This window comes from Lentzea pudingi, assembly GCF_014646255.1.
In the GTDB taxonomy this organism is placed as follows: domain Bacteria; phylum Actinomycetota; class Actinomycetes; order Mycobacteriales; family Pseudonocardiaceae; genus Lentzea; species Lentzea pudingi.
The window spans coordinates 75,762-102,757 of sequence record NZ_BMNC01000004.1; the positions used below are offsets into that span (position 1 = coordinate 75,762).

26 protein-coding genes are annotated in these 26,996 nt (G+C 70.2%); 17 read left to right on the plus strand and 9 right to left on the minus strand.

Going from position 1 to position 26,996, the window contains the following annotated elements:
• The first annotated feature begins 55 nt into the window (after positions 1-55).
• A complete protein-coding gene (locus tag IEY88_RS15815) occupies positions 56-2,914 on the plus strand; it encodes an AfsR/SARP family transcriptional regulator (RefSeq protein ID WP_268241239.1) in 2,859 nt (952 codons plus the stop codon).
• Here the strand turns inward: IEY88_RS15815 and IEY88_RS15820 are convergent.
• Complete coding sequence (locus IEY88_RS15820) at positions 2,904-3,455, minus strand: NlpC/P60 family protein (protein ID WP_189155527.1); 552 nt, start codon at positions 3,453-3,455, stop codon at positions 2,904-2,906. The two genes, IEY88_RS15815 and IEY88_RS15820, sit on opposite strands and share 11 nt — an antisense overlap.
• A 144-nt stretch (positions 3,456-3,599) precedes the next feature.
• Here IEY88_RS15820 and IEY88_RS15825 point away from each other — a divergent pair, with 144 nt between their 5' ends.
• The 8 genes from IEY88_RS15825 to IEY88_RS15860 all read left to right on the plus strand — a co-directional run bounded on the left by IEY88_RS15825 (position 3,600) and on the right by IEY88_RS15860 (position 9,081).
• On the plus strand, positions 3,600-4,070 hold the full coding sequence (locus tag IEY88_RS15825; protein WP_189155528.1) for a hypothetical protein: 471 nt from the start codon (positions 3,600-3,602) through the stop codon (positions 4,068-4,070).
• Between the two features lie 41 nt (positions 4,071-4,111).
• On the plus strand, positions 4,112-4,870 hold the full coding sequence (locus IEY88_RS15830) for an LLM class flavin-dependent oxidoreductase (protein WP_189155529.1): 759 nt from the start codon (positions 4,112-4,114) through the stop codon (positions 4,868-4,870).
• A gap of 75 nt (positions 4,871-4,945) precedes the next feature.
• On the plus strand, positions 4,946-5,575 hold the full coding sequence (locus IEY88_RS15835) for an SNIPE associated domain-containing protein (protein WP_189155530.1): 630 nt from the start codon (positions 4,946-4,948) through the stop codon (positions 5,573-5,575).
• Between the two features lie 21 nt (positions 5,576-5,596).
• Positions 5,597-6,046 carry an SRPBCC family protein gene (locus IEY88_RS15840; protein ID WP_189155531.1) on the plus strand — a complete coding sequence of 150 codons (450 nt, stop codon included), beginning with the start codon at positions 5,597-5,599 and terminating at the stop codon, positions 6,044-6,046.
• Between the two features lie 32 nt (positions 6,047-6,078).
• Positions 6,079-6,813, plus strand: coding sequence for an ABC transporter ATP-binding protein (locus tag IEY88_RS15845; protein ID WP_189155532.1), 735 nt, complete (start codon positions 6,079-6,081; stop codon positions 6,811-6,813).
• On the plus strand, positions 6,810-7,781 hold the full coding sequence (locus IEY88_RS15850; protein WP_189155533.1) for an ABC transporter permease: 972 nt from the start codon (positions 6,810-6,812) through the stop codon (positions 7,779-7,781). The genes IEY88_RS15845 and IEY88_RS15850 overlap by 4 nt, the downstream gene beginning before the upstream one ends.
• Positions 7,782-7,817: 36 nt before the next feature.
• The gene (locus tag IEY88_RS15855) at positions 7,818-8,195 is read left to right on the plus strand and encodes a GntR family transcriptional regulator (RefSeq protein WP_229693424.1); all 378 of its coding nucleotides are present in this window, start codon (positions 7,818-7,820) and stop codon (positions 8,193-8,195) included.
• Positions 8,196-8,220: 25 nt separating this feature from the next.
• A complete protein-coding gene (locus IEY88_RS15860) occupies positions 8,221-9,081 on the plus strand; it encodes an ABC transporter ATP-binding protein (RefSeq protein ID WP_189155535.1) in 861 nt (286 codons plus the stop codon).
• On the opposite strand, the gene IEY88_RS15865 is transcribed toward IEY88_RS15860, so the two are convergent.
• Together IEY88_RS15865 and IEY88_RS15870 are read right to left on the minus strand one after the other, a co-directional pair.
• The gene (locus IEY88_RS15865) at positions 9,075-10,613 is read right to left on the minus strand and encodes a phytoene desaturase family protein (RefSeq protein ID WP_189155536.1); all 1,539 of its coding nucleotides are present in this window, start codon (positions 10,611-10,613) and stop codon (positions 9,075-9,077) included. The two genes, IEY88_RS15860 and IEY88_RS15865, sit on opposite strands and share 7 nt — an antisense overlap.
• Positions 10,610-11,473, minus strand: a complete 864-nt coding sequence (locus tag IEY88_RS15870) for an NAD-dependent epimerase/dehydratase family protein (RefSeq protein ID WP_189155537.1) — start codon at positions 11,471-11,473, stop codon at positions 10,610-10,612. Before IEY88_RS15870 ends, IEY88_RS15865 begins: the two co-directional genes overlap by 4 nt.
• A gap of 205 nt (positions 11,474-11,678) precedes the next feature.
• Between IEY88_RS15870 and IEY88_RS15875 the strand changes: the two genes are divergently transcribed.
• On the plus strand, positions 11,679-12,914 hold the full coding sequence (locus IEY88_RS15875; RefSeq protein ID WP_189155538.1) for an ABC transporter substrate-binding protein: 1,236 nt from the start codon (positions 11,679-11,681) through the stop codon (positions 12,912-12,914).
• A gap of 50 nt (positions 12,915-12,964) precedes the next feature.
• Here the strand turns inward: IEY88_RS15875 and IEY88_RS15880 are convergent, their stop codons facing one another.
• The gene (locus tag IEY88_RS15880; protein WP_229693425.1) at positions 12,965-15,295 is read right to left on the minus strand and encodes a Tex family protein; all 2,331 of its coding nucleotides are present in this window, start codon (positions 15,293-15,295) and stop codon (positions 12,965-12,967) included.
• A 49-nt stretch (positions 15,296-15,344) separates the two neighbouring features.
• Here IEY88_RS15880 and IEY88_RS15885 point away from each other — a divergent pair, with 49 nt between their 5' ends.
• The gene (locus IEY88_RS15885; protein WP_189155540.1) at positions 15,345-16,442 is read left to right on the plus strand and encodes an alkaline phosphatase family protein; all 1,098 of its coding nucleotides are present in this window, start codon (positions 15,345-15,347) and stop codon (positions 16,440-16,442) included.
• A gap of 45 nt (positions 16,443-16,487) precedes the next feature.
• Positions 16,488-17,348 (plus strand): patatin-like phospholipase family protein, encoded by an 861-nt coding sequence (locus IEY88_RS15890; protein ID WP_229693426.1) that lies wholly within the window; start codon positions 16,488-16,490, stop codon positions 17,346-17,348.
• A gap of 293 nt (positions 17,349-17,641) precedes the next feature.
• Here the strand turns inward: IEY88_RS15890 and IEY88_RS45490 are convergent, their stop codons facing one another.
• A complete protein-coding gene (locus IEY88_RS45490) occupies positions 17,642-17,731 on the minus strand; it encodes a putative leader peptide (RefSeq protein WP_322789012.1) in 90 nt (29 codons plus the stop codon).
• A 152-nt stretch (positions 17,732-17,883) separates the two neighbouring features.
• Here IEY88_RS45490 and IEY88_RS15895 point away from each other — a divergent pair, with 152 nt between their 5' ends.
• Genes IEY88_RS15895 through IEY88_RS15905 form a run of 3 tightly spaced genes read left to right on the plus strand, consistent with a single transcriptional unit; the run spans position 17,884 to position 20,220 of the window.
• Complete coding sequence (locus tag IEY88_RS15895; RefSeq protein WP_189155541.1) at positions 17,884-18,456, plus strand: RNA polymerase sigma factor; 573 nt, start codon at positions 17,884-17,886, stop codon at positions 18,454-18,456.
• Complete coding sequence (locus IEY88_RS15900; RefSeq protein WP_189155542.1) at positions 18,453-19,262, plus strand: hypothetical protein; 810 nt, start codon at positions 18,453-18,455, stop codon at positions 19,260-19,262. The genes IEY88_RS15895 and IEY88_RS15900 overlap by 4 nt, the downstream gene beginning before the upstream one ends.
• Positions 19,263-19,305: 43 nt before the next feature.
• Entirely contained in the window at positions 19,306-20,220 is a 915-nt protein-coding gene (locus tag IEY88_RS15905) for an alpha/beta fold hydrolase (protein WP_189155543.1), read from the plus strand.
• 45 nt (positions 20,221-20,265) lie between these two features.
• Here IEY88_RS15905 and IEY88_RS15910 read toward each other — a convergent pair whose 3' ends face one another.
• Positions 20,266-21,798: a WS/DGAT/MGAT family O-acyltransferase gene (locus IEY88_RS15910; protein WP_229693427.1), complete on the minus strand. Its 1,533-nt coding sequence runs from the start codon at positions 21,796-21,798 to the stop codon at positions 20,266-20,268.
• A 221-nt stretch (positions 21,799-22,019) separates the two neighbouring features.
• On the opposite strand from IEY88_RS15910, the gene IEY88_RS15915 reads away from it, so the two are divergent.
• On the plus strand, positions 22,020-22,838 hold the full coding sequence (locus IEY88_RS15915; protein ID WP_189155545.1) for an esterase/lipase family protein: 819 nt from the start codon (positions 22,020-22,022) through the stop codon (positions 22,836-22,838).
• A gap of 81 nt (positions 22,839-22,919) precedes the next feature.
• Here IEY88_RS15915 and IEY88_RS15920 read toward each other — a convergent pair whose 3' ends face one another.
• Together IEY88_RS15920 and IEY88_RS15925 are read right to left on the minus strand one after the other, a co-directional pair.
• Positions 22,920-24,131, minus strand: coding sequence for a hypothetical protein (locus tag IEY88_RS15920; RefSeq protein ID WP_189155546.1), 1,212 nt, complete (start codon positions 24,129-24,131; stop codon positions 22,920-22,922).
• A 349-nt stretch (positions 24,132-24,480) separates the two neighbouring features.
• Entirely contained in the window at positions 24,481-25,260 is a 780-nt protein-coding gene (locus IEY88_RS15925; RefSeq protein WP_189155547.1) for a helix-turn-helix transcriptional regulator, read from the minus strand.
• A gap of 65 nt (positions 25,261-25,325) precedes the next feature.
• On the opposite strand from IEY88_RS15925, the gene IEY88_RS15930 reads away from it, so the two are divergent.
• Positions 25,326-26,060, plus strand: a complete 735-nt coding sequence (locus tag IEY88_RS15930; protein ID WP_189155548.1) for an SDR family oxidoreductase — start codon at positions 25,326-25,328, stop codon at positions 26,058-26,060.
• A gap of 25 nt (positions 26,061-26,085) precedes the next feature.
• Here the strand turns inward: IEY88_RS15930 and IEY88_RS15935 are convergent, their stop codons facing one another.
• A complete protein-coding gene (locus IEY88_RS15935) occupies positions 26,086-26,988 on the minus strand; it encodes a hypothetical protein (RefSeq protein ID WP_189156029.1) in 903 nt (300 codons plus the stop codon).
• Between the last annotated feature and the right edge of the window lie 8 nt (positions 26,989-26,996).

Genomic DNA, 26,996 nt, shown 5'->3' on the forward strand with positions numbered 1-26,996 from the left:
ACCCCCGTGAGCCGGATTGCGTCAGCATTCGGCAATGCCGTGCAGAACTGGGTGAATGTTCAACACTGGTGGGGGCACAGTGGAGGTCAGGATTCTCGGGCCGGTCGAACCTTCGGTGCCGCCGAAGCCCGCGCAGATCCTAGCTGTCTTGGCCGTGGAATGCGGGAAGATCGTGCCCGTCGAACGGCTCATCGACCTGATCTGGGGTGAGGAGCCGCCGCCGCAGGCGCGCAAGTCGCTGCAGGTGCACATCTCCAGCCTGCGCCGGGCCGGGCTGCCCGTCGAGCACCGGGCGGCGGGGTACGTGCTCAACGCCGACCCCGAGACCGTCGACCTGCACGCGTTCCGCAGGCTCGTGAGCGGCGCGGGAGACGAGGCCGACCTCAAGGTCAAGGCCGCCACGTTGAACAGGGCGCTGCAGCTCTGGCGCGGCACGCCGGTGGTGTTCGCGCAGACGCTCGACGTGCAACGGCTCGCGGCCGCCGAGGCGTGGGTCGACGCCGAACTGGCGCTCGGCCGGCACGCCGAGCTGATCGACCGGCTCGGCACGTTCGTCGCCGAGTACCCGCTGGCCGAACGGCTGCGCGGGCAGCTCATGACGGCACTGGCGCGGGCGGGGCGCCGGGCGGACGCCATGCGGGTGTTCCGCGAGACCCGCAAGGTGCTCGTCGACGAGCTCGGGGTCGAGCCCGGCGAGCAGCTCCAGCAGCTCTACCGGGACGTGCTGGAGGGCTCGCGGGACAGCCGCCGCAACTACCTGCCGCGCGACGCGGGCGACTTCACCGGGCGTGACCGCGAGCTCTCGCGGCTGCTCGACAGCGACGGCGGTGTGTGGTGGGTCGAGGGACCGGCGGGTGTCGGCAAGTCGGCGCTCGCGGTGCACGCGGCCCACCGGCTCGCCGACCGCTACCCGGACGGGCAGCTGTTCGTCGACCTGCACTCGCCGTCCGGGGCGCTGGACGCGTTGCTGCGCGCGATGGACGTGCCCAGCGAACGCATCCCCGAGTCCGCCGAGGAACGCGCGGCGCTCTGGCGGGCGACGGTCGGCGGGCGGCGCGTGGTGATCGTGCTGGACGGCGTCACGAGCGTCTCGCAGGTCAGGCCGCTGCTGCCGGGCAGTCCCGGGTGCCTGACGCTGATCACCAGCCGCAGCAGGCTGTGCGGGCTCGAGGGCGTGCGCCGAATCCCCCTCGACGTGCTGAGCGGCGACGAGGCCGTGACGCTGCTGGGGCGCATCCTCGGTGACGACCGGGTGGCCGCGGAACCTGACCAGGCGCGGGAGGTCGCGCGGTTGTGCGGGTACCTGCCGCTCGCGGTGCGGATCACCGGCGCGCGACTGGCCGGGCGGGCGCACTGGCCGGTGTCGAAGCTGGTGCGCCGCCTGTCCGACGAACGGTCCCGGCTCGACGAGCTGGTCGCGGACGACCTCGCGGTGCGCGCCGGCCTGGAGCTGGGCTACCGGGCGCTCGACGAGAACGCCCGCCGCGCGTACCGGATGTTCGGGTTCCTCGGGCTGCCCGAGGTGCCGAGCTTCGTGTGGGCGCACCTGCTCGACGAGGACGTGCTCGACCAGCTCGTCGACGCGCGGCTGCTCGACGTCATCGGCAGCGCGCGGTACCGGATGCACGAGCTGGTGCGGCTGCACGCCCGTGAACGCGCCGAGGCCGAGGACGAGCGGCCGGACCGCGAGAACGTCGTCCGCAGAGCCGTGGTCGCCGCGCTGTCCACTGTGGACGGACTGACCGAACAGCTCTTCCTCGCCGTGCCGCGCATGCAGGACTCGCTGGGTGTCGTCACGTCGGCGACGCGCCCGACCGACAAGGACGCCTGGTTCGCGCGCGAGGAGTCGTTGCTGACGAGACTCGTGGAACGCGCGGCCGAGCTGGACCTCACCGAGATCGCGTGCCAGCTGGCCGAGGTGCTGGTGTTCGCGTGGTTCGGGCTCAGGAACCGTTACGAGGCCTGGGAACGAACACACACGGCGGCGCTGGAGGCCGTGTGGAGGACCGGGGACGTGCGGCTGGAGGCGGTGCTGCGGTGCAGCCTCGGTCAGATGCACTACAAGCGCGACAACCTCGCGCAGGCGCGGTCGTGGTTCGACACCGCGCAGACGTTGTTCGTGAACCTGGGCGACCAGCGCGGCGAGGCCGTCGCGATGAACGGCATCGGCATGGTGTGCCGTGACCTGGGCCAGTACCCGTGCGCGCTGGAGGCGCTGGGCCGGGCCCGTGAGCTGCTGGAGTCCAACGACCCCGAGGGCGAGGCGCACGCGCTGTACGGGATCGGCTCCATCAAACGGGAACTCGGCGACGACGAGGGCGCGTTCGAGACGCTGCGCCTCGCGGAGACGGTCTACCGGCGGGCCCGCAGCAGGCGGGGTGAGGCGCTGGCGGCCCGCGGGATCGGGCTCGTCCACCGCGCCCGCGGTGAGCTCGACCTCGCCGAGGACCACGTCCGGCGCGCCCACGAGATGGTCGCGGGCACCGGCGACGAGCTGCTCGCCTGCTACACCGCCCAGGCGTGGGCGAAGGTGTTGCTGCGCAAGGGAGTTCTCGAACCTTCCGAACGCCTGATCCACCAGGCGCTCGACGGGTGCCGGGACGTCGGCGACCGGTTCGGCGAGGCCCTCGTGCGCCGCACGCTGGGGGAGTGGCGGCTCGCGGCGGGCGACCTCGCCGGCGCGCGGACCGTGCTGACCGACCTGATGCCGGTGTGGAACGACCTGAGCCTGCCGTTGTGGCGGGCCAGGAGTCTTCGTGACCTGGGAGCGGTCCACGCCCGTCTGGGGGACGTCGAAGACGCGGACCGCTCCTGGCGCGAGGCCGCCGGCCTGTTCACCCGACTGGGCACCAGAGAGAGGGAAGAGGTGCACCAGTGGCCGGCTCAATGGGCCCCGCCCGCACTCAGCCGGTGATCTTCTTGTACTTCCACGGGGCGTAGCCACCGCTCTTGAGCGAGGAGATGGTCACGGTCTCGTGGTCCATGTCCGTCGACGTGCTGCCCTCTTCGTAGATCCACGCCGACGTCTTCGCCGAGTTGGCCCACTTCTCGAACAGCTTCACGTGGCCGTTGCGCAGGATCATGTCGCCCGGCTTGAGGTTCGCCCACGAGATCTTGGTGGCGACCTCGTCCAGGTTGCCCGTGTTGCGGCTCGTCGTGAGCTTCCACGTCATGGACACGAAGCCGGAGCAGTCCGTGCGGTACTTCTTGCCCTTGTTGATGTCCCACGCGTAGGCGGACTGGCTGTACGGGACCTTGCGGTCCCACCAGTCCTTGGCGCGCTTGATGACCTCGGTACGGCTGATGGAGCCGCCGTACCCGGCCGCCGCCTGGACCTGCGAGATGGCGGTCTCCTGCTCGGCAGGACCCTCCGGGGCGGCCTGGGCGATCCCGCTCAGACCCCCCAGGAGCCCGAGCGAGATCGCGGTCGCCGCGACGGCGTGGCGAATGCGCATTGTTGTTGCTCCGATCGACTTGCCGTTGGTGATGACCGGAACTGTCCACTGAGGCGCCAAAGATCGGCCTAAGGCCGGTTTAGGCCTTCCTTTACCGCTGCTCCTTAACTTCCGCCGCACCTTGGGCATAAGGAGAGAGAGCACATGTTCGTTCGCACGATCGCCGCCGTGGTCGCGATGTTCGCCGCTCTGATCATGGGCGCGTCCGTCGCGTCGGCGGCCCCGGCCAAGTACACGCACTCGCAGGCGACCGCGCAGCTGCGCGCGGCCGGCATCGGCTGGACGTCGAGCGGTGGGTGCAGTGACCGCACCAAGCCGAACTGCACGTCGTTCGAGCAGATCAACCAGACGACCATCGCGGGTGCCAAGACGTTCAAGAGCGCGTCGGGCTGTGCGCTGATGATCACCGGCGGCACGGAGACCGGCCACGCGTCGGGCACGTACTCGCACTGGAACGGGTACAAGGTGGACTACCGGCTGTCCAGCTGCGTCACGAACTACATCAAGGGCAGCTTCTCGTCCATCGGTGGCAACAAGTGGAAGTCGAACGCGGGCAACATCTACTACCTCGAGTCGAACCACTGGGACGTCACGTACCACAACTGCGGCTGCTGAGGCGGTTGCTCAACTGAGGTGAGGCCGGTAGTAGTGGACGGGTGACCTCACTCGGCGCTGTCTACCGGCCCCAGCTCCCTCCCGAGAACCTGCGTTCCGTCGTCCTCGCGGCCGAGGAGTCCGGTGTGGACTCGTTGTGGCTGTGGGAGGACTGCTTCCTGGAGAGCGGCATCGCCTGCGCCTCCGCGGCCCTCGCCTGGACCTCGCGGCTGAAGGTCGGCGTCGGCCTGCTGCCGGTGCCGTTGCGCAACGTCGCCCTGACGGCGATGGAGGCCGCGACGCTCGACCGGTTGTTCCCCGGCCGCGTCTCGATCGGCGTCGGGCACGGCGTGCAGGACTGGATGGGCCAGGTCGGCGCTCGGGTCTCGTCGCCGCTGACGTTGCTGCGCGAGTACACCGAGGCGTTGAAGGCACTGCTGGCCGGCGAGCGCGTCACCGTCGAGGGCCGGTACGTGAAGCTGAGCGGCGTGGCGCTGGACTGGCCGCCGGCCGCACCGATGCCGATCTACGTGGGCGGGCTCGGCACGAAGACCCTCGACCTCGCGGGTGAGGTCGGCGACGGCACGATCCTCGACGCGTCGGCCGACCTGGACCGCGTCCGGGCCATCAGCGCCACCCGCGAGCACCCCGTGATCGTCTACGTGGAGACGGACTCGCGGGACCGCGCGTTCGTCACGGACCTGGTCGCGCGGGTCGCCGCGGCGGGCGCCACCAGCGTGGTCCTGCAGCAGTCCGCCACGAGCGAGGACCCCGAAGGGTTCGTTCGTTTCGTCGGATCACTCGATGGAGTGAGTGCATAGCGTCGTGGATAACGACGGATTCCTCCTTGCGATGGAACGGTCATGGGCCTTTCGTCGCGGATCGGGGAGGGAAGCATGCTCGGTCGCAAGGACCGCCGGATCGCTGAGCTGGAGCGGGCCGTGGAAGGTCTGCAGGACCTCCTCTCCCGGATCGGTGACGCCCGGTCAGCGCGGACCGACGTGCTGGAGGAGGTCGACCGGGCCGGTGCCGAACTCGTAGCGCTGCGGCACCGGATCTCGAACGCTCGCGCCGAACTGCGGCCGTTGAAGGACGAACTGACCCTGCAACGGGCAGGTGTGTTCCGCACCGGCGCCACCGTGGACCACCAGGCGCAGCTGGACCTCGTCCACGACGAGATGAAGACCCTGATCAAGACCGGCGCGGCGATCGAGGGTGGCGGGCAGGTCACCTGCAACGGATCGGACGCGACCGGGCGCAGGCTCGTCGAGGACTGGTCGGCGCTGATGCTCCGCTCGTACAACTGCGAGGCCGAGAACTGCCTGCGCATGCTGCGAGCCGGTGGCCTGGACGCGGCGAGGAGGCGGCTCGACCGCTCGGCGTCGGCGATCGAACGGCTCAGCGGGACGTTCGCGCTCCGCGTCTCGCCGCGTTACCAGGCCCTGCGCGCGTACGAACTGGAGTTGACGGCCGACCACCTGCAGCGCAGGGCGGAAAGCCGCCGCACGCGCCGGATTGCGTCGTAGCGCACGGGGTACCTCCTCGGTATGGCCGAGGTTTCGCTGAACGTCGAAGCACCAGTGGACGCCGTGTGGGCGGTACTCGCCGACGGCTGGTCCTACGCGGGCTGGGTGGTGGGCGCGTCGCACATCCGCGACGTGGACAAGGGGTGGCCAGAGCCGGAGACGCGGATCCACCACAGCGTGGGGCCGTGGCCGCTGGTCATCGAGGACACCACCGGGGTGGTCCGCTGCGAGCCGAACCGGCTGCTGGAGCTGGACGCACGCCTGTGGCCGGCCGGGGCCGCCCGGATCACCTTCACCCTGCACCCGCGCTCCGAGTCGCTCACCGAGGTGCGGATGGCCGAGCGGGTGGTGCGCGGGCCGTCGACCCTCATGCCGAAGGTCGTGCAGGACGTGCTGCTGACCCCGCGCAACAAGGAGACACTGCAACGCCTGAACGCGCTGGCCAAAGGGCGGGCTACACCCTTTCACTAGGTAACTAGTGAAAGGGTGGTACGGTTGCTCCCATGAGTCAGAGGGAGCACCCGCCGGTCCTGGCGGAGGAGCTGGGGAAGAGGTACTCGCGGGGCTGGGCGTTGCGCGACTGCACGCTCGAGGTCCCGGCGGGGCGCATCGTCGCGCTCGTCGGGCCGAACGGCGCGGGCAAGAGCACGCTGATGGGCATGATCACCGGACTGCTGCGGCCCACGACGGGCCGGATCTCCGTGTTCGGCGACGAGCCGAGCGGTGGTGGGATGCACCGGTCGGTGGCGTTCCTGACGCAGGCCAAGCCGCTGTACCCGCAGTTCACGGTCACTGAGACGCTGCGGTACGGCCGCAACGCCAACCCGGGCTGGGACCAGGCGTATGCGGAGGAGCTGGTCGAGAAGGCGCAGGTGCCGTTCGCGGCCAGGGTGGGGACGCTGTCGGGTGGTCAGCGGACGCGGGTCGCGCTCGCGCTGGCACTGGGGAAGCGGCCGCGGTTGCTGATGCTGGACGAACCGCTCGCCGACCTCGACCCGCTGGCACGGGAGACGGTGTTGCGGACGCTGGTGCGGGAGTGCCGGACGCAGGGCATCACGGTGCTGCTGTCGTCGCACGTGCTGGCGGAGCTGGAGGACGTGTGCGACCACCTCGTGCTGCTGACCGAGGGGCGCGTGCGGCTGGCGGGGGACGTGAGCGAACTGCTGCGCGCGTACCCGGAGCACCGGACGCTCAGTCAGCTCGCGCTCGCCCACATGCGCATGGGGGTGGCGGCATGACGTGGATCGTGTGGCGCCAGCAACGGCCCGTGTTCATCACGCTCGTCGCCGGTCTGGTCGTCAGCGTCGCCGTCATCCTGATGTGGCGGGCGGGAATGGCCGGGGACCTCCGCGCGGGCAACCTCGAGGCCTGCGTGGAGAAGATCTTCGACGGCTGCGGGGGCAAGGCCGCCGACGAGTTCCAGGACGTCTGGTTCGACCGGTTGCACGCCGCCCAGGGCACGGTGCTCGCGGCGCCCGCGCTGATCGGGGTGTTCGTCGGCGCGCCGTTGTTCGCACGGGAGTACGAGCAGGGCACGCACGCCTTGGCGTTCACGCAGTCGGTCAGCCGGACGCGCTGGATGGCGGCCAAGTTCGCCGTCGCCGCGCTGCCCGCACTGGTCGTGGTGCTCGTCTATCAGTTCGTAGTGCACAGCTGGCTCGACGTGGCCGGGGATCTCGGTCCGCTGGCGACGGGTCCGTTCTACTTCACGACCTTCGACGCCCAGGGCGTCTCGCCGGTCGCGTACACGCTCTTCGCCTACACGCTCGGCATGGTCGCGGGCGCGCTGTTCAAGCGGACGCTCGTCGCGATGACGCTGACGCTCGGCCTGTTCATCGCGGCGCGGATCGCGCTCTCCGGGGTGCGGGAGTTCATGATCACGCCGACCAGGGTGCTCTCGGACGACCTGGACGGCCGCTCGCCCGTCGAGCGCGGCCCGCTGGTGGTGGAGTCGGGGTTCCTCGACGCCAGGGGCGCGGTGGTCGCGGACCCGACGCCGATGATGAACTGCGCCGGCAGGAACGACGCGCAGGGGATCACGGACTTCGAGGTCTGCTACCGGGAGAACGGCCTCGCGCAGCGGTTCACCGACGTCATCCCGGTCGAGCAGGCGACGACGCTGCACCTGCTGGAGGCGTCGGTCTTCGCGGGGTTCGCGGTGCTGTTCGTGCTGGGCACGGTGTGGGCCGTGCGCAGGCAGGTGTGACCGGGAGTGGACGGATGGGCACCTATGCTGAGCGGCGTGATCGAGTTTCGCATCGATCGGCACTCCGGGGTGTCCACCTATCTCCAGATCGCCGCACAGGTCAAGCAGGCCATGAGGATGGGGCTGCTCGGACCCGGCGACAAGCTGCCGACGGCACGGGAGGTCGTGGAGGCCACCAGGGTCAACCCCAACACCGTGCTCAAGGCGTACCGGGAGCTCGAGCACGAAGGGCTGGTGGAGGGCCGGCGGGGCATGGGCACGTTCGTCACGGCCTCGCTCGCCACCGACGCGGCCAAGGCGGACGCGCCGCTGCGGCAGGACCTGGAGCGGTGGATGGACCGCGCGGTGGACGAGGGGCTCTCGGCGGACGAGGTCGACGCGATCTACACCGACGTGCGGGGCACGCACTACTGATGTCCACTGTGGACGTGGGAGCACGATGAACACCAGTCCCGTGCAGGCTCGCGACGTCGCGAAGCACTTCGGGCGAACGAAAGCCCTCGACGGGTGCTCGTTCACGTTGCCGGAGGGCAGCGTGACCGGGCTGGTCGGACCGAACGGCGCGGGCAAGAGCACGCTGCTGTCGCTGATCGCCGGGCTCGCGAGGCCCACCGCGGGTGAGATCACCGTGCACGGCACGGCAGTGCGCGGCCGGATGCACCCCGACGTGTCGCTGCTGACCCAGAAAAGGCCGCTCTACGACCAGTTCACCGTCCGTGAGCTGATGCGGGCGGGTGCGGCGATGAACGACCGGTGGTCGGCGGAGCGCGCGGACGAGGTGCTGGACCTGCTTGCGGGAGTGGCCAAGGACGCGAAGGTGCGCACGTTGTCCGCCGGTGCGCGCACACAGGTCGCGATCGCGCTGGCGCTGGGGCGGTTGCCGAAGGTGCTGCTGCTCGACGAACCGCTGTCCGACCTGGATCCGCTGGCACGCGACGAAACGCTGCGGATCGTCATGACCGAGGTCGCCGAACGCGGCACGACGGTCCTGCTGTCCTCGCACCTGCTCACCGACCTCGGTGACGTCTGCGACCACCTGCTGCTGCTCGACGAGGGCCGCGTGCAGGTGTCGGGCGAGATCGACGACGTCCTGGCCGAGCACCACGTCGTGGTCGGGCCCGCCGGTCTGGAGCTGGACGTGGACGGCGTGGTCGACTCCTCGCGCACGTCCCGCCAGACCACGGCGCTGGTGCGCGGGACGGTGCCTCCTGGTTGGGAGACAACGCATCCCGACCTGGAAGCGCTGGTGATGGGCTACCTGCGGGCGTCCCGCACCCGCAGGCTCGCCCGCACTCAGTAGATCGCTTTGTGCAGGCCCTGGACCACCGTCTTGTAGACCTCGCCGGCCGCACCCCACCGCGCGAGCGCCGCCCGTGCCGCGTTCGCACCCGCCGCGCCGTGCACACCGCCGCCCGGCCACGCCGACGAACCCGTGAGGTAGAGCCGGTCGAACGGGGTGTCCGCGCGGCCGAGACCGGGCACGGGCCGGAAGATGAGCTGCTGGTGGATCGCCGCCGTGCCGCCGTTGACCGAGCCGATCTCATCCGGGCCGAGCACGGAGCGCCCGACGATGCGGGAGCGGAAGCCCGGCGCGCGTTCCTCGATCATCAGCTCCAGGCGGTCGGCGCGGCGCTTGAGCCGGTCCGGCGTCCAGCTCCCGCCCAGCGGCACGTGCGTGTAGGCCCAGGCGGCCTCGGTGCCGGCGGGGGAGCGCGACGGGTCGCTCGTCGTCATCTGGCCCAGGATCATGAACGGGTTGCGCGGCACCTTGCCGCACGCCAACTCGTGCGCGACGTTCGCCAGGCCGTTGACGTCGCCGCCGAGGTGGACGGTGCCCGCCTGGGACGCCTCGGGGTTGGCCCACGGGATCGGCCCGGACAGCGCCCAGTCGACCTTGATCGTGTCGCCGTCCCACTGGAACCTCTTCAGGTCCTCCGCGAGCTTCGCGGGCAGGGCGTCGCCGCCGATCAGGTCCAGGTACAGCCTCGGTGCGGGCACGTCGGCCAGAACGGCACGGCGTGCGCGCACAACGGAACCATCGGCCAGACGCACACCCACGGCGACACCGCGCGCGTGCAGCACGTCGGTGACGCGAGCGCCGGTCTCGACGCGGCCACCGAACCGGCGGACCAGGGACGCGGTCAGCTCGCCCGCGCCACCGCGGGGCACGGGGTTGCCGACGTCCTGGGCGAGCATCGCGAGCAGCCAGCCGAAGCCCGCGCCACCGGCCTGGTCCGGGCCGAGGTCGGAGTGCATCGTGTTGCCCGCCAGCAACACCCTGGCGCCCTCACCGGCGAACAGCTCCTCGCCGAGCCGGCGCACGGGCTGGGTCAGCAGCCGCGTCAGCCGCAGCGTCTCCCCGAGACCGAGCGTGCGCAGCAACGAGAACCCACCGCGCACGGGCGGGAACGGGCGCAGCAACCCGTCCAGCACCCCGTCGCGGACCTGCCGCCAGCGCGCGTACTCCGCCTGCCAGGCGTCGGCGTCGGAGTGGGCGAACGCGCTCACGGACTTCGCGGTGACGTCGACGTCACGGGAGAGCAGCGCGACACGGTCGTCCGGCAGCACGTGGGCGAGCACGGCAGGTGCGTGCAGCCACTCCACGTCGAGGTTCAACGCGCCGATGACGGGCGAGCCGAGACCGAGGGGGTAGAACGCGCTGTAGACGTCGTTCGTGAAGCCGGGAGCGGTCATCTCGGCCGATGTCACGGCCCCACCGGGTGTGTCGCGCTGCTCCAGCACGAGCACGTCCCAGCCCGCGTCCGCCAGCAGGGTCGCGGCGACCAGCCCGTTCGGGCCGGAGCCGATGACGACCGCGTCAACCTCGTTCACGCACGCCCTCCCATTGCAGTGATTACCTCACGCAGCACATCACGCGCGTCGTGTTCGGGCCACCATTCCAGTTGTTCCCGTGCTCGTGTGGTGCGCACGAGAGGCGCCTGATCGGCCATCCGGACCCATTCGGGGGTCAGGGGCTGCAGGCCGAGCTTCGCCGTCGCCCCCGCGAGCCTCTCGATCACCGGGTACGGCACCGGCAACCGGGCGGCGCCCACCCGGTCGGCGATCATCGGCGCGGTCAGCACCGGTTCCGAGGCGAGGTTGAAGGCGCCGAACGCCTTGCGGCGCACGATCTCCACGATCGCGCGCGCCACGTCGTCGGAGTGCACGAGCTGCAGGCGCAGGTCGTTCCACAACGGGATCGGCAGGTACGGCAACAGCTTCGGCGGCAGCAACGGGCTGAGCAGCCAGCGGCGGATCTGCGCGGCGGCGGAGGCCTGCCCGATGCCGCACGGCCGGATCACGCTGTGCGGCAGCGGATAGCGGCTGAGCATCTCCTCGAGCCGCACCTTGTGCGCGCTGTAGGTGTTGTCCGCGATGCCCGTCAGCGCCCACGACTCGTCGACCCTCGACCAGCGCGGCGCCGGGCCGTAGGCCGCGACCGAGGAGGCGACGACCAGGTGGCCGACCTGTTCCTTCACGCACGCGGTGAGAACGTGCTCGGAACCGTCGATGTTGGTGCCGGTGTTCGTGGGCTTGATGGCCCAGGCCAGATGTATGACGACATCAGCGCCCCGGAAGGCGTCCCGCAGTGATGACAGTCCGCGCACGTCCACTTGGGCGTCCTCGAACGGCAGATGGCGGCGCAGCGCGGTGCCGACGTTCCCGGACCCACCTGTGACGACGATTTTCACATCTGTGGCTACCCCATGATGTGACCGGTCACGCGTATCTCATTTCGTTCGGCACCGAAGAGCTAGCACACTCCGTAGTCGAGCGGTAGTCACATGAACCTTACGAGTCTGTGTTCCGTAGCACATAAGGGGCCATTAACTGGATCCCCGCTCAATACTGAGCTACCGCTTAGTATGCCGAGATCATTTGGACAAGGACTGCTGCATGCCCCTCCGCCGTGTACTGCCCACCGCAGCCTTGGCGCTCGCCGTCCTCGCGGCCGGCTGCGGTGCCGAGACCGAGAAGGCCCAGGTCAAGACCGGGCCGGGCGTTACCGACGACACGATCTCGCTCGGCATCCTCACCGACATGACGGGTCCGTTCAAAGCCTCCGCGCTCACCCGCATGAAGGGCTACGAGCTCTACCTGAAGCAGGTCAACGACCGCGGCGGCATCTGCGGGCGCAGGATCGAGCTCAAGCAGAAGGACCACGCGTACGACGTGCAGAAGGCGCTCGACGCGTACTTCGACCTGGAGCCCCAGGTCCTCGGCCTGCTGGAGCTCGCGGGCACGCCCATGACCGCGGCGATCGAGCCCGACATCATGCAGACCCGCACGCTGACCGCGCCCGCCTCGTGGGCCGCGTCGCTGCTCGGCAACCCGCACATGATGATCGTCGGCACCACGTACGACCTCGACGTCATCAACGGGCTCGACCACTACAAGCGCAAGGGCGTGATCAAGGACGGCGACACCGTCGGCCACGTCTACGCCAAGGGCAGCTACGGCGACAACGCCGTCGAGGGCAGCCGGTTCGTCGGCACGCAGTGGAACATGAAGATCGTCGAGCAGCCGATCAGCGAGACCGCCGCCGACCTCTCGCAGCAGATCGCCGCCCTGAAGGCCGCGGGTGCCAAGGCCGTCGTGCTCAGCACCACCCCCGCCCAGACCGCCGCCGCCGTCGGTGTGGCCGCGGCGCTGAAGTGGGAGGTGCCGTTCATGGTCAACGTGGTCGGCTTCGACACCGCGATCCTCGACTCGCCGGTCGGCCCGGCCGTGGAGAAGCAGGTGTCCGTGGTGACGTCCGTGGCGCCGTTCACCGGCAGCCAGCCCGGCCCGCGCGAGGTGGCGGCCGCGTTCAACAAGTACTACCCGAACGACAAGCCCGCGATCTACGTCGACCACGGCTACACCGTCGCGAAGGTGTTCCTCTCGGTCATCGAGAAGGCGTGCCAGAACGGCGACCTCACGCGCGACGGCGTGCTGGACGCGTTCCACAGCACCAACGGCCTGGACACCCAGGGCCTGACCAGCGCGTTGCACTACTCGCTCGTGGGCAGGCCGTCCGCCACGCAGTCGTACATCACCAAGGTCGACTCGAAGGTGCCCGGCGGTCTCACGACCGTGGAGGAGCTGTTCGAGTCCGAGCTCGTGAAGGCCAAGGGCACCAGGGCCAAGTAGCCACCGAACGAGAAATGCCCCTCCCGCACGCGGGAGGGGCATTTTCCGTCCTACTTGCCGAAACCGGCCTTGCGGAGCGCGTCCGCCATCGAGCCGCTCGCGGGCGCCGCCGCGGCGCGCTGCTGGCCACCGCGCTGCTGCCCGCCACGCTGCTGCGGGCGGCCACCGCGGTCACGGCCACCGCCGCCACCGCCCTGCTGCTTCGGAGCGGGCTTGCCCGGCTCGTCGGTCAGGCGCAGCGTCAGGCCGATGCGCTTGCGGGCCTCGTCGACCTCCAGCACCTTCACCCGCACCACGTCACCGGACTTCACGACGTCGCGCGGGTCCTTCACGTAGGTGTTGGACAGGGCCGAGATGTGCACGAGACCGTCCTGGTGCACGCCGATGTCGACGAACGCGCCGAACGCGGCCACGTTCGTCACGACGCCCTCCAGCACCATGCCGGGCTGGAGATCGGCGATCTTCTCGACGCCGTCGGCGAAGGTCGCCGTCTTGAACGCCGGGCGCGGGTCGCGGCCGGGCTTCTCCAGTTCGCGCAGGATGTCCGTGACGGTCGGCAGACCGAACTGCTCGTCCACGAACTGCTCGGGCCGCACCTTCGTCAGCACCGCCGTGTTGCCGATCAGCTCGGCACCGGCGGCCTCCTGGATCCGGCGCACGACCGGGTACGCCTCGGGGTGCACCGAGGAGGCGTCGAGCGGCTCGTCGCCGCCGCGGATCTTGAGGAAGCCCGCGCACTGCTCGAACGCCTTCGGGCCCAGGCGCGCGACGTTCATCAGCGCCTTGCGGGACCTGAACGGGCCGTTGGAGTCGCGGTGCAGCACGATGTTCTCCGCGAGACCGGCGGTGATGCCGGAGACGCGGCTGAGCAGCGGCACGGACGCGGTGTTGAGGTCGACGCCGACCGCGTTCACGCAGTCCTCGACCACCGCGTCGAGCGACCGCGACAGCTTCGACTCCGCCAGGTCGTGCTGGTACTGACCGACGCCGATGGACTTCGGGTCGATCTTCACCAGCTCGGCCAGCGGGTCCTGCAGGCGGCGCGCGATCGAGACGGCGCCGCGGATCGACACGTCGAGGCCCGGCAGTTCGGACGACGCGTAGGCCGACGCCGAGTACACCGACGCGCCCGCCTCCGACACCACGATCTTGGTGAGGTTGAGCTCGGGGTGGCGCTTGATCAGGTCGGCGGCCAGCTTGTCGGTCTCGCGCGACGCCGTGCCGTTGCCGATCGCGATCAGGTCGACGTCGTGCTGCTTGGACCACGCGGCGAGCTTCGCGATCGACTCGTCCCAGCGGTTCGCGGGCACGTGCGGCTGGATGACGCCGTGCGAGACGACCTTGCCGGTGGCGTCGACGATCGCGACCTTCACGCCGGTGCGGTAGCCGGGGTCGAGGCCCATCGTGGCGCGCGTGCCGGCCGGGGCGGCCAGCAGCAGGTCGCGCAGGTTCGAGGCGAACACCTTCACGGCCTCGTCCTCGGCGAAGCTCCGCAGCCGGCCGCGCAGGTCGATGCCGAGGTGCACGAGGATCCGCGTGCGCCACGCCCAGCGGACGGTGTCGGTGAGCCACTTGTCGCCCGGACGGCCCCGGTCGTCGATGCCGAAGCGCGACGCGATGCGCACCTCGAACGTCGAGGGACCCTCCTCACGCGGCTCCTCCGGCTCCAGGACGAGGTCGAGGACCTCCTCCTTCTCGCCGCGGAACAGCGCCAGGATGCGGTGCGACGGCAGCTTCGCGAACGGCTCGTCGAACTCGAAGTAGTCGGAGAACTTGGCCCCGTCGGTCTCCTTGCCCTCGCGGACCTTGGAGACGACCCGGCCGCGCGTCCACATCTGCTCGCGCAGCTCGCCGATCAGGTCGCCGTCCTCGCCGAAGCGCTCGACCAGGATGGCCCGCGCGCCCTGCAGGGCGGCCGCGGCGTCCGCGACCTCCTTGGCCGGGTCGACGAACTTGGCGGCCTCCTCCTGGGGGTTCAGGCCAGGATCACCCAGAAGTGCGTCGGCCAGCGGTTCGAGACCGGCCTCCTTGGCGATCTGGGCCTTCGTGCGGCGCTTCTGCTTGTACGGCAGGTAGAGGTCCTCGAGCCGCGCCTTGGAGTCGGCGGCGAGGATCTGGGCTTCGAGGGCGTCGTTCAGCTTGCCCTGCTCGCGGATGGAGTTGATGACGGCCGCGCGGCGCTCTTCCAGTTCGCGCAGGTAGCCGAGGCGTTCCTCGAGCGTGCGCAGCTGGGCGTCGTCGAGACCGCCGGTCGCCTCCTTGCGGTAGCGGGCGACGAACGGGACGGTCGCGCCACCGTCGAGCAGTTCGACAGCAGAGCCGACCTGGCCTGCGGCCACGCCGAGCTCGTCAGCGATCTTCTGGTGGATGAGCGTTGTCACAGCGCGCCATTCTGCCCGTTGTCCGATTCGACGTGGCACGGTGTCCTTCATGACCATCGCCGAGGTCGTCCCCTCACTGCTGTCGGGCCTGGACGTGCCGGGTGCCGACAACACGCTCGGCCTGCCACCGGCCCGGCGTGTCGTCCTGCTGCTCGTCGACGGTCTGGGCCACGAGCTGCTGCGCGCTCACGCCTCGCACGCGCCGTTCCTGTCCGGGTTGTCCGACCGGCACATCTCCGCGGGCTTCCCGTCCTCGACGGCCACGAGCCTCGCCTCGATCGGCACCGGGCTGCGGTCCGGTGAGCACGGCATCGTCGGCTACACGTTCGCGGTCGGCGACGAGGTGCTCAACTCGCTGACCTGGACGCGCGCCGGCGACCACCAGCACGACCTGCGCAAGGCGCTCGTGCCCGAGGTCGTGCAGCCGCACCCGACGCTGTTCGAACGCGCGGCGGCGGCCGGGGTCGCGGTCAGCGCGGTCGCGCCGATGCCGCACCGGTCGTCCGGGCTGACGAGGGCGGTGCTGCGCGGCTCGTGGTTCCGCGGCACCGCCGGGTTCGGCGACCTGGCGCTGGGCGCGGTGGCGGCGGTCCGGCAGGACCGGTCGTTCTGCTACGCCTACCACGCCGACCTCGACACGATCGGGCACATCTACGGGCCGGGCTCCGAGGAGTGGTTGCTGCAGCTGGAGTTCGTGGACTCGCTGGCAGCCCGGATCGCCTCGCGCCTGCCGTCCGGCTCGCTGCTCGCCGTCACGGCGGACCACGGCATGGTCACCGCGGGCGAGCGGATCGACTTCGACACCGAACCGCTGCTGTGGCAGGGGGTCCGGGTGATCGCCGGTGAGCCTCGGGTGCGGTACCTGCACGTCCAGAGCGACGAGGTGCTGTCCGTGTGGCGGGAGTTCCTCGGCGACCGGGCCGACGTGCTGACCCGTGCGGAAGCCGTGGACGCCGGGTGGTTCGGGCCGGTCAGCCCGCTCGCGATCGACCGCATCGGGGACGTCGTGGTGGCCATGAAGGACGCGCACGTGCTGGTGCGCAGCCAGGCGGAGCCGGGGCTGAGCGGGCTGACCGGGTTCCACGGCTCGCGGACCTCGGCGGAGCTGGCGATCCCGTTGCTCGTCCACTCAGTGGCTTCAGCGTAGAGTGAAATCAGCCCTTTCCGTTGTCTCGCTTTAGGATCACCGGACGTGACGATCGAACTGCCAGGACCAGTCGGGTTCGTGCTCGGGGGCGGTGGGAGCCTCGGAGCCGCGCAGGTCGGCATGCTGCGCGCGTTGCGGGAGCACGGCGTGACGCCCGATCTGGTCGTCGGCACGTCGGTCGGCTCGGTCAACGGCTCGTTGCTCGCTCTGGACCCGGACAAGGCCTTCGAACGGCTCGCCGTGCTGTGGGAGGGCATGACGCGGCAGCGGGTGTTCCCCGGCGGGCCGATCGCGCAGCTGAGGTCGTTGCGCACCAACAAGACCTACCTCTTCCCGAACACCGGCCTGGCGCACGTGCTGGCCGAAGGGTTGGACGGCAGCACGTCCTTCTCGGACCTGACGCTGCCGTTCGGCGCGGTGTCGGTGAACGGCGTGACCGGTGAGGCCGTGAACATCACCGAGGGCGAGCTGATCCCCGCGATCCTCGCCAGCGCGGCGATCCCGGGCGTCTACCCGCCGGTGCGCATCGGCGACCAGGTGCTCTACGACGGCGGTGTGCTCGCGAACGTGCCGATCCGCCAAGCGCTCGCGATGGGCGCGAAGTCGTTGGTGGTGCTGGACTGCGCGTTCCCCGGGCACCTGCCGACGGTGCCGGAGACACTCGCCGAGACGTTGCTGTTCTGGGCGACGCTGGGCATGCGCAACCAGGCCGTGCTGGAGGTGGAGCTGGCCTCGCGGAGCGCGCCGGTGCTGTACCTGCCGGGCCCGCCGGTGCAGGCCGTGACGCCGCTGGACTTCTCGCACACCGCGGAACTGGTCGAGGCCTCCTACCTGGCCTCGACCACGTTCCTCACGACGCTGGAGTACGCCGGCGTGGGGCTCTACGGGCACCCGTCACACGGGTAGCGCGCTGAACTGGCCGGACGCGGGCTGGTGCGGGCTCTGGGGTCAGCCCCGAAGAGCTGCTCGGCCCGCGCGAGCGCTCTCGAGTGCGACTCGACGTGCACTGCCGTGTCGAGCGCGTGGTCAGAAACTCCTTGGCACGCAACTGCTTCGTGACGGTCGCGGCACTCAGCCCGGTCAGGCGGGCGATGGTGCTGCGCGCGACGGGCCCGTGGTCCAGCACGGACCTGAGCACGTGGCGGCGGTGCGGCTCACGCGGTCCCTCCCCTTCTCGCAGGGGTTCGTCTGATCTCCGGTCAGGCGAAGGCGGGCACCGCACAGATCGCGCTCGCCTGCCGACGGAGGTCGACGTGGCGGCGCGTGCTGAGCACGGAGGCCTGGGACATGCCCCGACTCTGACATCCGGCGGCGCTCCGGCCAAGGGTGTTCACGTGGTGAGACGGCGCTGGCGCCCCCGGATGTGCCACGCTCCGGGACGTCAGTGATCGGCGCGTGAAACTGGTGCCAACACTTCTGGGGCGGGCGGACACCAACGGACATGACAACGGAAGACGACCGCTCGTTGTGGTCGCAGGCCGTCGGGGGCAGCGCGCACGCCTTCGGGGTGCTGTTCGACCGGCACGCGAAGGCGGTCTACAACCACTGCTTCCGGCTCACGGCGTCGTGGGCCGAGGCGGAGGACCACCTGCAGGCGACGTTCCTGCTGGCCTGGCGCAAGAAGGGCCAGGTGGTGCGGCTCGAACGGGAGTCCGCGCTGCCGTGGCTGCTCACGGTGGCGACCAACGTCGTGCGCAACGAGCAGCGGTCGCTGAGCCGGCGGCTGAAGAACCTGCGACGGCTCGACGAGGAACGCGCGGTGCCCGACCACGCGGACATGGTCGCCGAACGGCTCGATGACCAGCAACGGATGAAGGAACTGCTCAAGGCCGTGGAGAAGTTGCCGCGCAACGAACGTGAGGCGCTCGCCCTCTGTGTGTGGGCCGGGGTGTCGTACGAGGACGCGGCCATTGTTTTCGGGATCGCCGCGGTGAGCGTGCGAGCACGGGTCAGCAAGGCGAAGGCGAAGCTCCAGCAGCAGCACGTGCTCGTGCACACCGGGGAGGACCGATGACCACCACGCTTCCGCCGGAGCGCGACCTGCCTCCCGGCCGTCACCTCCGGATCCGTGCCGAGCTGGAACGCACCGTCGTCCGGCGCCGCCGCGGGATGCGGTTCGCGACGACGGCGACCGCGCTCGCCGCGGTGGTCACCGCCGTGATGCTCGTGCGGCCCGATCAGCCGATCAGCGGCTACTGGTCCTCCCGGCCGACGATCTCCGGTTTGGACGCGCAGCGGGTGAAGGACGTCGAGGAAGGCTGCTGGAAGGCGGCGCGGACCCCCGACCGGCCGGTGCTGCACCGCTACCACCAGGACGCCGCGGGGACGTTCGCGCTGCTCTACACGCCGACCGACGCGCTGACGTGCGATCTGAGCACGCCGGGCAGCTACTACTCGAACCAGTACCTGCCGAGCCGGAAGGGGTTCGACACGCGGTGGCTCAACGGGCACTTCTCGGTGGACTTCCAGCACCAGATGAGCGGGGACCGCGCCGGGCGGCCGGGCAGCCAGACCGTGGCCGGGCGGGTCGACTCGCAGGTCAAGCGGATGACCTGGACGTACTTCGGCCGGACCGTCGAGGCCGAGATCAAGGACGGCACCTTCGTCGCCAGGATCCTGCAGCCGGCCGACTGGGACCACCCGAGGGAGCGCGACGGCAGCGAGTCGCTCAAGGCCTACGACGCCGAGGGCAGGTCGCTCGGTGACACGCGCTCGGATCTGAGCGCGTGCTACGTCGACCGGGAGGGCAACATCATCTCCGGTTCCTGGGACCCGCAGCAGGTCCCGGACTACTGCAAGCCGGGAGAACCCTGGCGCTGAACGACACTACCGATCAGTACGCTCAAGCGACATACTGGTTGGTATGACGACTGTGGCGAACTTCGGCGGCACCAGTCACCACGCCGACCTCGACGGGCCCGTGCACTGGGTCGACTTCGGCGGACCGGAGGACGGTCCGCGCATCGTGCTCGTGCACGGACTCGGCGGCTCGCACCTCAACTGGGTGCTGCTGGCGCCGTTGCTCGCCCAGAGGGCCCGCGTGACGGCCGTCGACCTCGCCGGGCACGGCCTGACGAACCCCGAGGGGCGCCAGACCACGGTCCAGGCCAACACGCGGCTGCTGGGCCGGTTCCTGCGCGAGGTCGTGGGGGAGCCGGCGGTCCTGGCCGGCAACTCGATGGGCGGGCTGATCTCGCTCTTCCAGACCGCCCACGACCCGGAGCTCGTGCGCGGACTGGTGCTGATCGACCCCGCGCTGCCGATGGTGCTCGGGACGCGGCCCGACCCGACGATGCTCAGCACGTTCTTCCTGTACTCGGTGCCGGGGCTGGGGGAGCGGTTCCTGGCGAGGTCGAGGGCCGTGCCCGCCCGCCGGCAGGTCGAACGCCTGCTGGAGCTGGTCTGCGCTGACCCGTCCGGCATCCCCGAGGAGCTCAAGCAGGCCAGTGAGCACCTGATCGGCGAACGCGCCAAGGTCGACGGGCTCGACACGGCGTTCCTCGCGGCCGCGCGCAGCGTCGTGTTCACGACGTCCAAGCGCGGCGCTTACCACGCGGCGATGGCCAAGGTCCGCGTGCCGGTGTTCCTGATGAGCGGCGACCGGGACAGGCTGGTCAACGTCGCCGCGGCCAGGGCCGTGGCGCGCAGGTTCCCGCACTGGCGCTACGACGAGTTCGCGAACGTCGGTCACGTGCCCCAGATGGAGATCCCGGACGTCGTGTCCGAGAGGGTCCTGGCCTGGATGGACGCCAACCGCCTGAGCACGTCCGCGAGCTGACCCGGCGTGCTGCTCGGCGCCGGTGAGCTCGATGCCGCGCGTGCCTCAGGCCGTCGTCTCCGGCCTCACGCCGTTCGTGGCCGCCTTGGACGTCGTCGTCCGCGCGGCACGCGGCTTGGGAGCGGGCTTCTTCGCCACCGGCTTGGAAACGGCGGGCTTCGGGGCGACGACCTTCCGGGCCGCCTCGGTCCGCTCCGCGGCCTCGGCGGCCAGCGCCACCATCTCGTCGAAGCCCGCGCGGATGCCGTCCGCGAGCAGCTGGACGTCCGGCACGCCGTCGAAGTCGGCGTTGATGCCGAAGGTGAACCGGTCGAGGTAGGAGAAGATGCCGACGGTGATCCGGATCGTCGAGGCGACCGGCACGTACGGGAACATCTCCACCAGCGGGCGGCCGAGCATGTAGAGCGGGATGCGCGGGCCCGGCACGTTCGTGGTGACGGTCTGCAGGATCTGCTGCGGGAACCGCATCGCGGTCCGCGAGCCCAGCGCCATCAGCGTCGGCGCGGCGAAGTTCGACAGGTTCGTGAGGACGTCGGCACCGGCGGCCTGGCGCGAGCCCTTCAGGTCGTCCATCTGCGCGCGGATCGACGCGAGGCGTTTCACCGGGTCGGCCTCGCCCACGGGCAGGTTCACGAGCACGGCGCTGACGCGGTTGTTCAGCTCGTTGTGCTGATCTGCCTTGCGCATCGACACGGGGACCATGGTCCGCACGACCATGCCCTCGGTCAGTTCGCCGCGCTTCTCCAGCAGGTCGCGGAAACCCCGCGTGATCGCCGTCAGGATGACGTCGTTGACGGTGCCGCCGGCGGCGGTGCGGATCTGCTTGATCTCGGCGAGGTTCGCACGCGCCCAGACCCAGCGGCGGTGTGGCCCGATAGGACCGTTCAAAGAGGTCGCCGCCCGCGTGACCAAACGCTTGGCAGTACCGGGAAGTGAACCGAGGACGGTCTTGCCGAAGTCCAGGATCTCGCTGAGGGAGCGCACGTTGCGGGCGACGGCGGGCAACGCGGACAGGTGCTGCACCGGCGTCACGATGGCGTCGCGCACGCCGTCGACCACCAGGTCGAGCGTGGAGGGCTGCGGTTGCGGCGTCCACTCCTTCGGCTCCGGCAACACGCTGTCCTGCCTGAAGTCCAGGATGAGCTGGAGCATGTCCGAACCGGACACTCCGTCGATCATGCAGTGGTGGACCTTGGAGATGATCGCCCAGCGGCCGCCCTCGAGACCCTCGACGAGCCACGCCTCCCACATCGGCTTGGAGTCGTCGAGCTTCTGCGCGAAGATCCGGCCCGCGAGGTTGCGCAGCTGGTCCTCCCCGCCCGGCGACGGCACCGCGGTGTGGCGCACGTGGTAGAGGATGTTGAAGTGGTCATCGTCGACCCAGACCGGACGACCCACGTGGAACGGCAGCGCCTTCACCTTCTGGCGGTAACGCGGAACCTGGTCCATGCGCGCCAGGAAGAGGCGGATCACATCGCCGTAGGACGGGGCCGGCCCGTCGAAGACCAGGACGGAACCGACGTGCATGGGCACGTTCTCGTCCTCGATGAAGTAGAAGCTGGCGTCCAGGGAACTCATCCGATCCACTCGAAAAATGGTAGAGGACCGGTGCGTCTCAATCGACGTCCATGCAGGTGAGAGGCACTGCACAGCTGTGAGGTTGCCGACGCGTTACCTGCGGGTGGCGAATCGAGACTCGAAAGTGCTGGCGAAAAGATCGTTCACGAAACATCATGGACTCACCGGGCGACGTGGCCCGGGGCGCCGGCTCGGGGTTGTCGACGTGTGGGGAGGCTCCTATGTCTGCCGTTCCATCGGACGAAGTCCTCGAAGTGCCTGCCGCTTCACCCCTGCGCCTCGTGAGAGGCAGCGCTCCCGGCCTCTTCTGGTACCTCACCGAGCCCACCCGCTGCGCGCTCGACGTCAGCGAGTTCGTGGCCACGCGGGCGATGCTGCGCGGCGCGCCGTCCGGTGACGGCCACCCGGTCCTCGTCTTCCCCGGCCTCGGCGCCGCGGACTCCTCGACGGTGATGCTGCGCCGGTTCCTGTCCGGGCTGGGCTACCAGGTCAACCCGTGGGGCCTGGGCCGCAACATCGGGCCGACCCGCAAGGCCGTCGACGGCATGCACGCCTTGGTGAAGAAGGTCTCTGACGCCTGCGGCGCGCCTGTCTCGATCGTGGGCTGGTCGCTGGGCGGGATCTTCGCGCGCGAGATGGCCCGTGACCACCCGCACCGCGTGCGTCAGGTGATCACGCTGGGCTCGCCCTACAACATGAGCGATCCCGTGCAGTCACGGGCGATGCCGGCGTTCTCCTTGCTGGCGCGCCTGCACATCCCGAAGGACGAGTTCCCGCCACCGGAGTCGACGCGGCCGCCGATCCCGGTGCCCGCCACGTCGATCTACTCCAAGACGGACGGCATCGTCTCGTGGGAGTCGTGCGTCGAGGAACCCGGACCACGCCGGGAGAACGTCCAGGTGTCGTCCTCACACCTGGGTTACGGCTTCAACTCCACCGTCCTGTGGGTGGTGGCGGACCGGCTGGCGCAGGCGGAGGGTACGTGGGCACCCTTCGCCGCGCCTCCCGGCATGGCCCGCATGTACCCGCGCGCCGCCTGAAACCCTTGTAGCACCCGGAAAGCGGGTGGGACCGGAACCCGGCCCCACCCGCTGCGCGGATGATCCCTCAGTACGTGGTGATCAGTCGTCCATCGCCTCGATCAGGTTCGCGGCCACCGCTTCGGCGTTGCCGCCGTTGCCACCGTGGCCGGTGTTGCCGCCGTGGGTGTTGCTGTTGTTGGTGGCGTGGCCGGTGTTGCCGGTGGAGGTGTCGCCGGAGTTGCCGGAGTGCGTGCCGGTGAGGCAGGTGGAGTGCACGCACATCACCATTGCGGAGTTGTGGCCCGTGTCGCCGGAGTCGCCGGAGTCGTCGCTGTCGCCGGAGAGGGCGACGTTGGTGCTGTCGGCGTCGCCGCCCTCACCGGACGGCGCGCCGTTGCCGGCAGTGGCCGTGGCCTCGGCGTCAGCGTCACTGTGCGCGGTGTTCTGGTCCTCATCCCACTCAGCCGCAGTGGAGTTCCCCGCTGCTGCGTCGGCGTTGCCGCCGTTGCCGCCGTTGCCGGTGTTGCCGCCATGGGTGTTGCTGTTGTTGGTGGCGTGGCCGGTGTTGCCGGTGGAGGTGTCGCCGGAGTTGCCGGAGTGCGTGCCGGTGAGGCAGGTGGAGTGCACGCACATCACCATTGCGGAGTTGTGGCCCGTGTCGCCGGAGTCGCCGGAGTCGTCGCTGTCGCCGGAGAGGGCGACGTTGGTGCTGTCGGCGTCGCCGCCCTCACCGGACGGCGCGCCGTTGCCGGCAGTGGCCGTGGCGTCGGAGTCGCCTTGGCCGGAGGTGCCGTTCTCGTTCCCGCCCTTGCCCTCGTCCTCGTCCTCGTCCTCGTCCCAGTTGGTCGTGGCCGAGTTCTCCGCAGCGGCGTCGGCGTCGCCGCCGTTGCCACCGTGGCCGGTGTTGCCGCCGTGGGTGTTGCTGTTGTTGGTGGCGTTGCCGGTGTTGCCCGTGGTCGTGCTGCCGGAGTCGCCGGAGTTCGTACCGGTCTGGCAGGTGGAGTGCACGCACATCACGTGCGCAGAGTTGTGCCCGGTGCTGCCGGAGTCGCCGGAGTCACCCGAGTCGCCGGTCGAGGCGACGTTGGCGCTCTCGGCGTCGCCGCCTTCGCCCGAGTGCGCGCCGTGTCCGGCCACGGCGGACGCCGAGGCGTGATGGTCGAGCCACTGGGCGGCGATCAGATGTTCCGCACCGCCGATCCGGTACGGGTGGAACGCGCTGATGTCCGCGCTGGCGGTCGATCCGCCCGTCAGTACGAGGCCAGTGGCCGCTACTGCGGCCATGAGGCCGGTCTTGACGTTCTTGCGCATGTTCTTCCTCTCTTGACGACAACTTCTCGTTCACGTGAGGCGTTTTCCGGTGGCGGTGTCCCATGCGTCCTCCACGTCCCGGAGTACGCCGTCATCCGGGCCGCAGGGTTGTGCAGAGCTTGGGAAGCAGAACTGGCCGCTACCGTCGCGCCGGCGTTCCGGGCACAAGCACCTCCTCTTGCGCGGAACGACCTGGTTGCGCCATTTGGAGTAGCCGCGTTGAAGGGCGAAAAACCTGCCGGACGGGAGCTAGCTGAATGGGGGACATCCGGTGCGCCTGCGCCGATGTCGACGGCCACCTGACGGGGGAAGCGCACTTCGGACAGGGGTCGCGCGAACGGATGATCGGTTACTGGCAGAGCCGGGGATCCGCGTAGATCACGAGCGTGTGGTCCGGCTGCCCGGCGAGGTGGAAGGCCGTGTAGGCGTAGTCGACGGCGCCGAGTTCCGGGTGCCGCAAGCGTTTCCGCCCGCTGTGCTGGGGCTGCACCTCGTAGCGTGGCCACCAGGAGCGCACCTCCGGGCTGGCCTCGTGCAGTTCCTCGAACAGCCTGGCGAACCGGGGCTCGCCGGGGTGCCGGCCGGCGATGGTGCGCAGCCGGGCGAGCAGGGCGCGCGCCTCCAACTCCCAGTCGACCACCGCGAGACGGGACGCCCCGTCGGTGAACACCCAGCGTGCGAAGTTCGGGTTCTCCGTGCGCAGGACGGGGAAGAGGGCGGCCGCGGCCTCGTTGTGGCTGAGCACGTCGTAGGTGGCACCGATGACGTACGCCGGGTTCGGCTGCAGCAGGCCGGGGACGGCGGCCACCTCGGCGGGCAGCGGTTCCGGACGCGCTGCCTCGGCCGGGGCGTGCCCGGCGAGGCGGAACAGGTGGTCCTCTTCGGACCGGTCGAGCTTCAGCGCCGCGGCGAGGGCGGCGAGGACCTGGCCGGACGCCTGCACGTCACGCCCCTGCTCGAGGTAGGTGTACCAGGTGGCGCTGATCCCGGCGAGGACCGCGATCTCCTCCCGCCGCAGCCCGGGCGTGCGCCGCCGGCCGGTGGTCGGCAGACCGGCCTCGGCGGGCGTGATCCGCTCCCGGCGGCTGCGCAGGAACACCCCCAGCTCACGCCTCTGGTCCGCGGACATGGCACCTCCGATACCAGAATAAGCCGACTCTGGATACCAGGCTGACTGGACCGCAGGCTGGGGTCATGGCTATGGAGGACAAGGTCGTGGCGATCACCGGTGCGAGCAGTGGGATCGGTGAGGCGACCGCGCTGCTGCTCGCGGAACGAGGTGCGCGCCTCGTGCTCGGAGCACGCCGATCCGACCGGCTCGCGGACGTCGTGGCCAGGATCGAGAAGACGGGCGGCACGGCTGTGCACACGCGCACCGACGTGACGCGCCGCGAGGACCTGCACGCGTTGGTGGCGCTCGCCCGTGAGCGGTATGGCCGGCTCGACGTGCTGGTGAGCAACGCCGGCGCCGGCCCGATCTCGCCGCTGGACGACCTGCGCGTGGACGAGTGGGACGAGATGGTCGACGTCAACGTCAAGGGGGTGCTGCACGGCATCGCGGCCGCGCTGCCGGTGTTCCGGGAGCAACGGTCCGGGCACTTCGTCACCACCGCCTCCACCGCCGCGTTCAGCGTGGTGCCGTCCATGGCGGTCTACGCGGGTACCAAGGTCGCCGTGCGGGCGATCTGCGAGGGCCTGCGCCAGGAGGCGGGTGCCTCGGTGCGGGTCACCACGGTGTTCCCCGGCTTCGTGCACACCGGGTTCGCGGAGGCGTCGTCGAACGGGGCCGTGCGGGAGCGCGTCGCGGGCCTGCGGGACGAGATCGCGATCCCGCCGGACGCGATCGCCCGCGCCGTCGCGTTCGCGCTCGAGCAGCCGGCCGACGTCGACGTGAACGAGGTCGTCGTGCGGCCGACCGCCCAGGGGTAGCCGTTGATGAGGCCGTGCAAGCGTTTCAGCGGAACGCGTTGCGCGTGTAGGTCAGGCTGAACTCGCCCTTGTTCGAGAAGTACCGGTCGACCAGCGCGGCCGGGTCGGTGGCCATGTACCCGCGGTAGATCGCGTCGTCGTTCTGGTCGTCCCAGCCCCACGGCGCGTGGGCGGCGTTGTCCTTGCCGTTGTCGCCGCGGAACGTGCCGAACGACGCGAAGGTCTCGGAGTTGGTGCGGCGCGACCACATGCCGTTGGCGTCGAGAGTGTTCACCAGGCGGTAGCCGACGCTGCGGTCGTTGCCGCCCGACGGCACCTCGCCGGTGGTGGCGGGGCGGTAGACCACGCCGTCGCCGCCGGGGAAGTCGGTGCCGGTCCAGCGGTACAGGCCGTGGCCCTTGGCCTCCTGGAAGGTGGTGGGGCGGCCGTCGGTCAGCAGCAACGTGCCGTCGATCGTCTCCGCGCCGTTCTGGAACGGCGACCCGGCGGGCACGTACGAGTAGAAGTCGCTGTGCGCCACCGTGACCGCGGCTTCGAGCTTGCCGAAGCCGGTGTCCCTGCGGATGGCGAGCAGCACGCCCTCCAGGTCGTTCTCGTGGGTGCGCTGGCCGAACGGGTCGGGCTGGTCGTCCCAGTCACGCGGGTGGTAGAAGCCGTAGACGACGAACCAGTGCGTCGAGGTCTCGACCACGGAGTAGTAGGCGGCGCCGGTGAGCTTCGCAAGTTGGGGCTGGTTCTCCCAGTTGTTCAGCGTGTTCCATTCGCCGTCGAAGTCCACTGTGGACAGGTAGTCGGCGTCGGCGTCCGAGGAGTCGGTGTCCTGGTGGTGGACCGGGGCCCAGTGGAACGCCAGGTCGTGGTCGGAGACGGCATGGGCGGGTGCAGGGGTCAGGGCGAGGAGAGCGATCGCCACCAGACCAGCGCGCATCGTTTTCA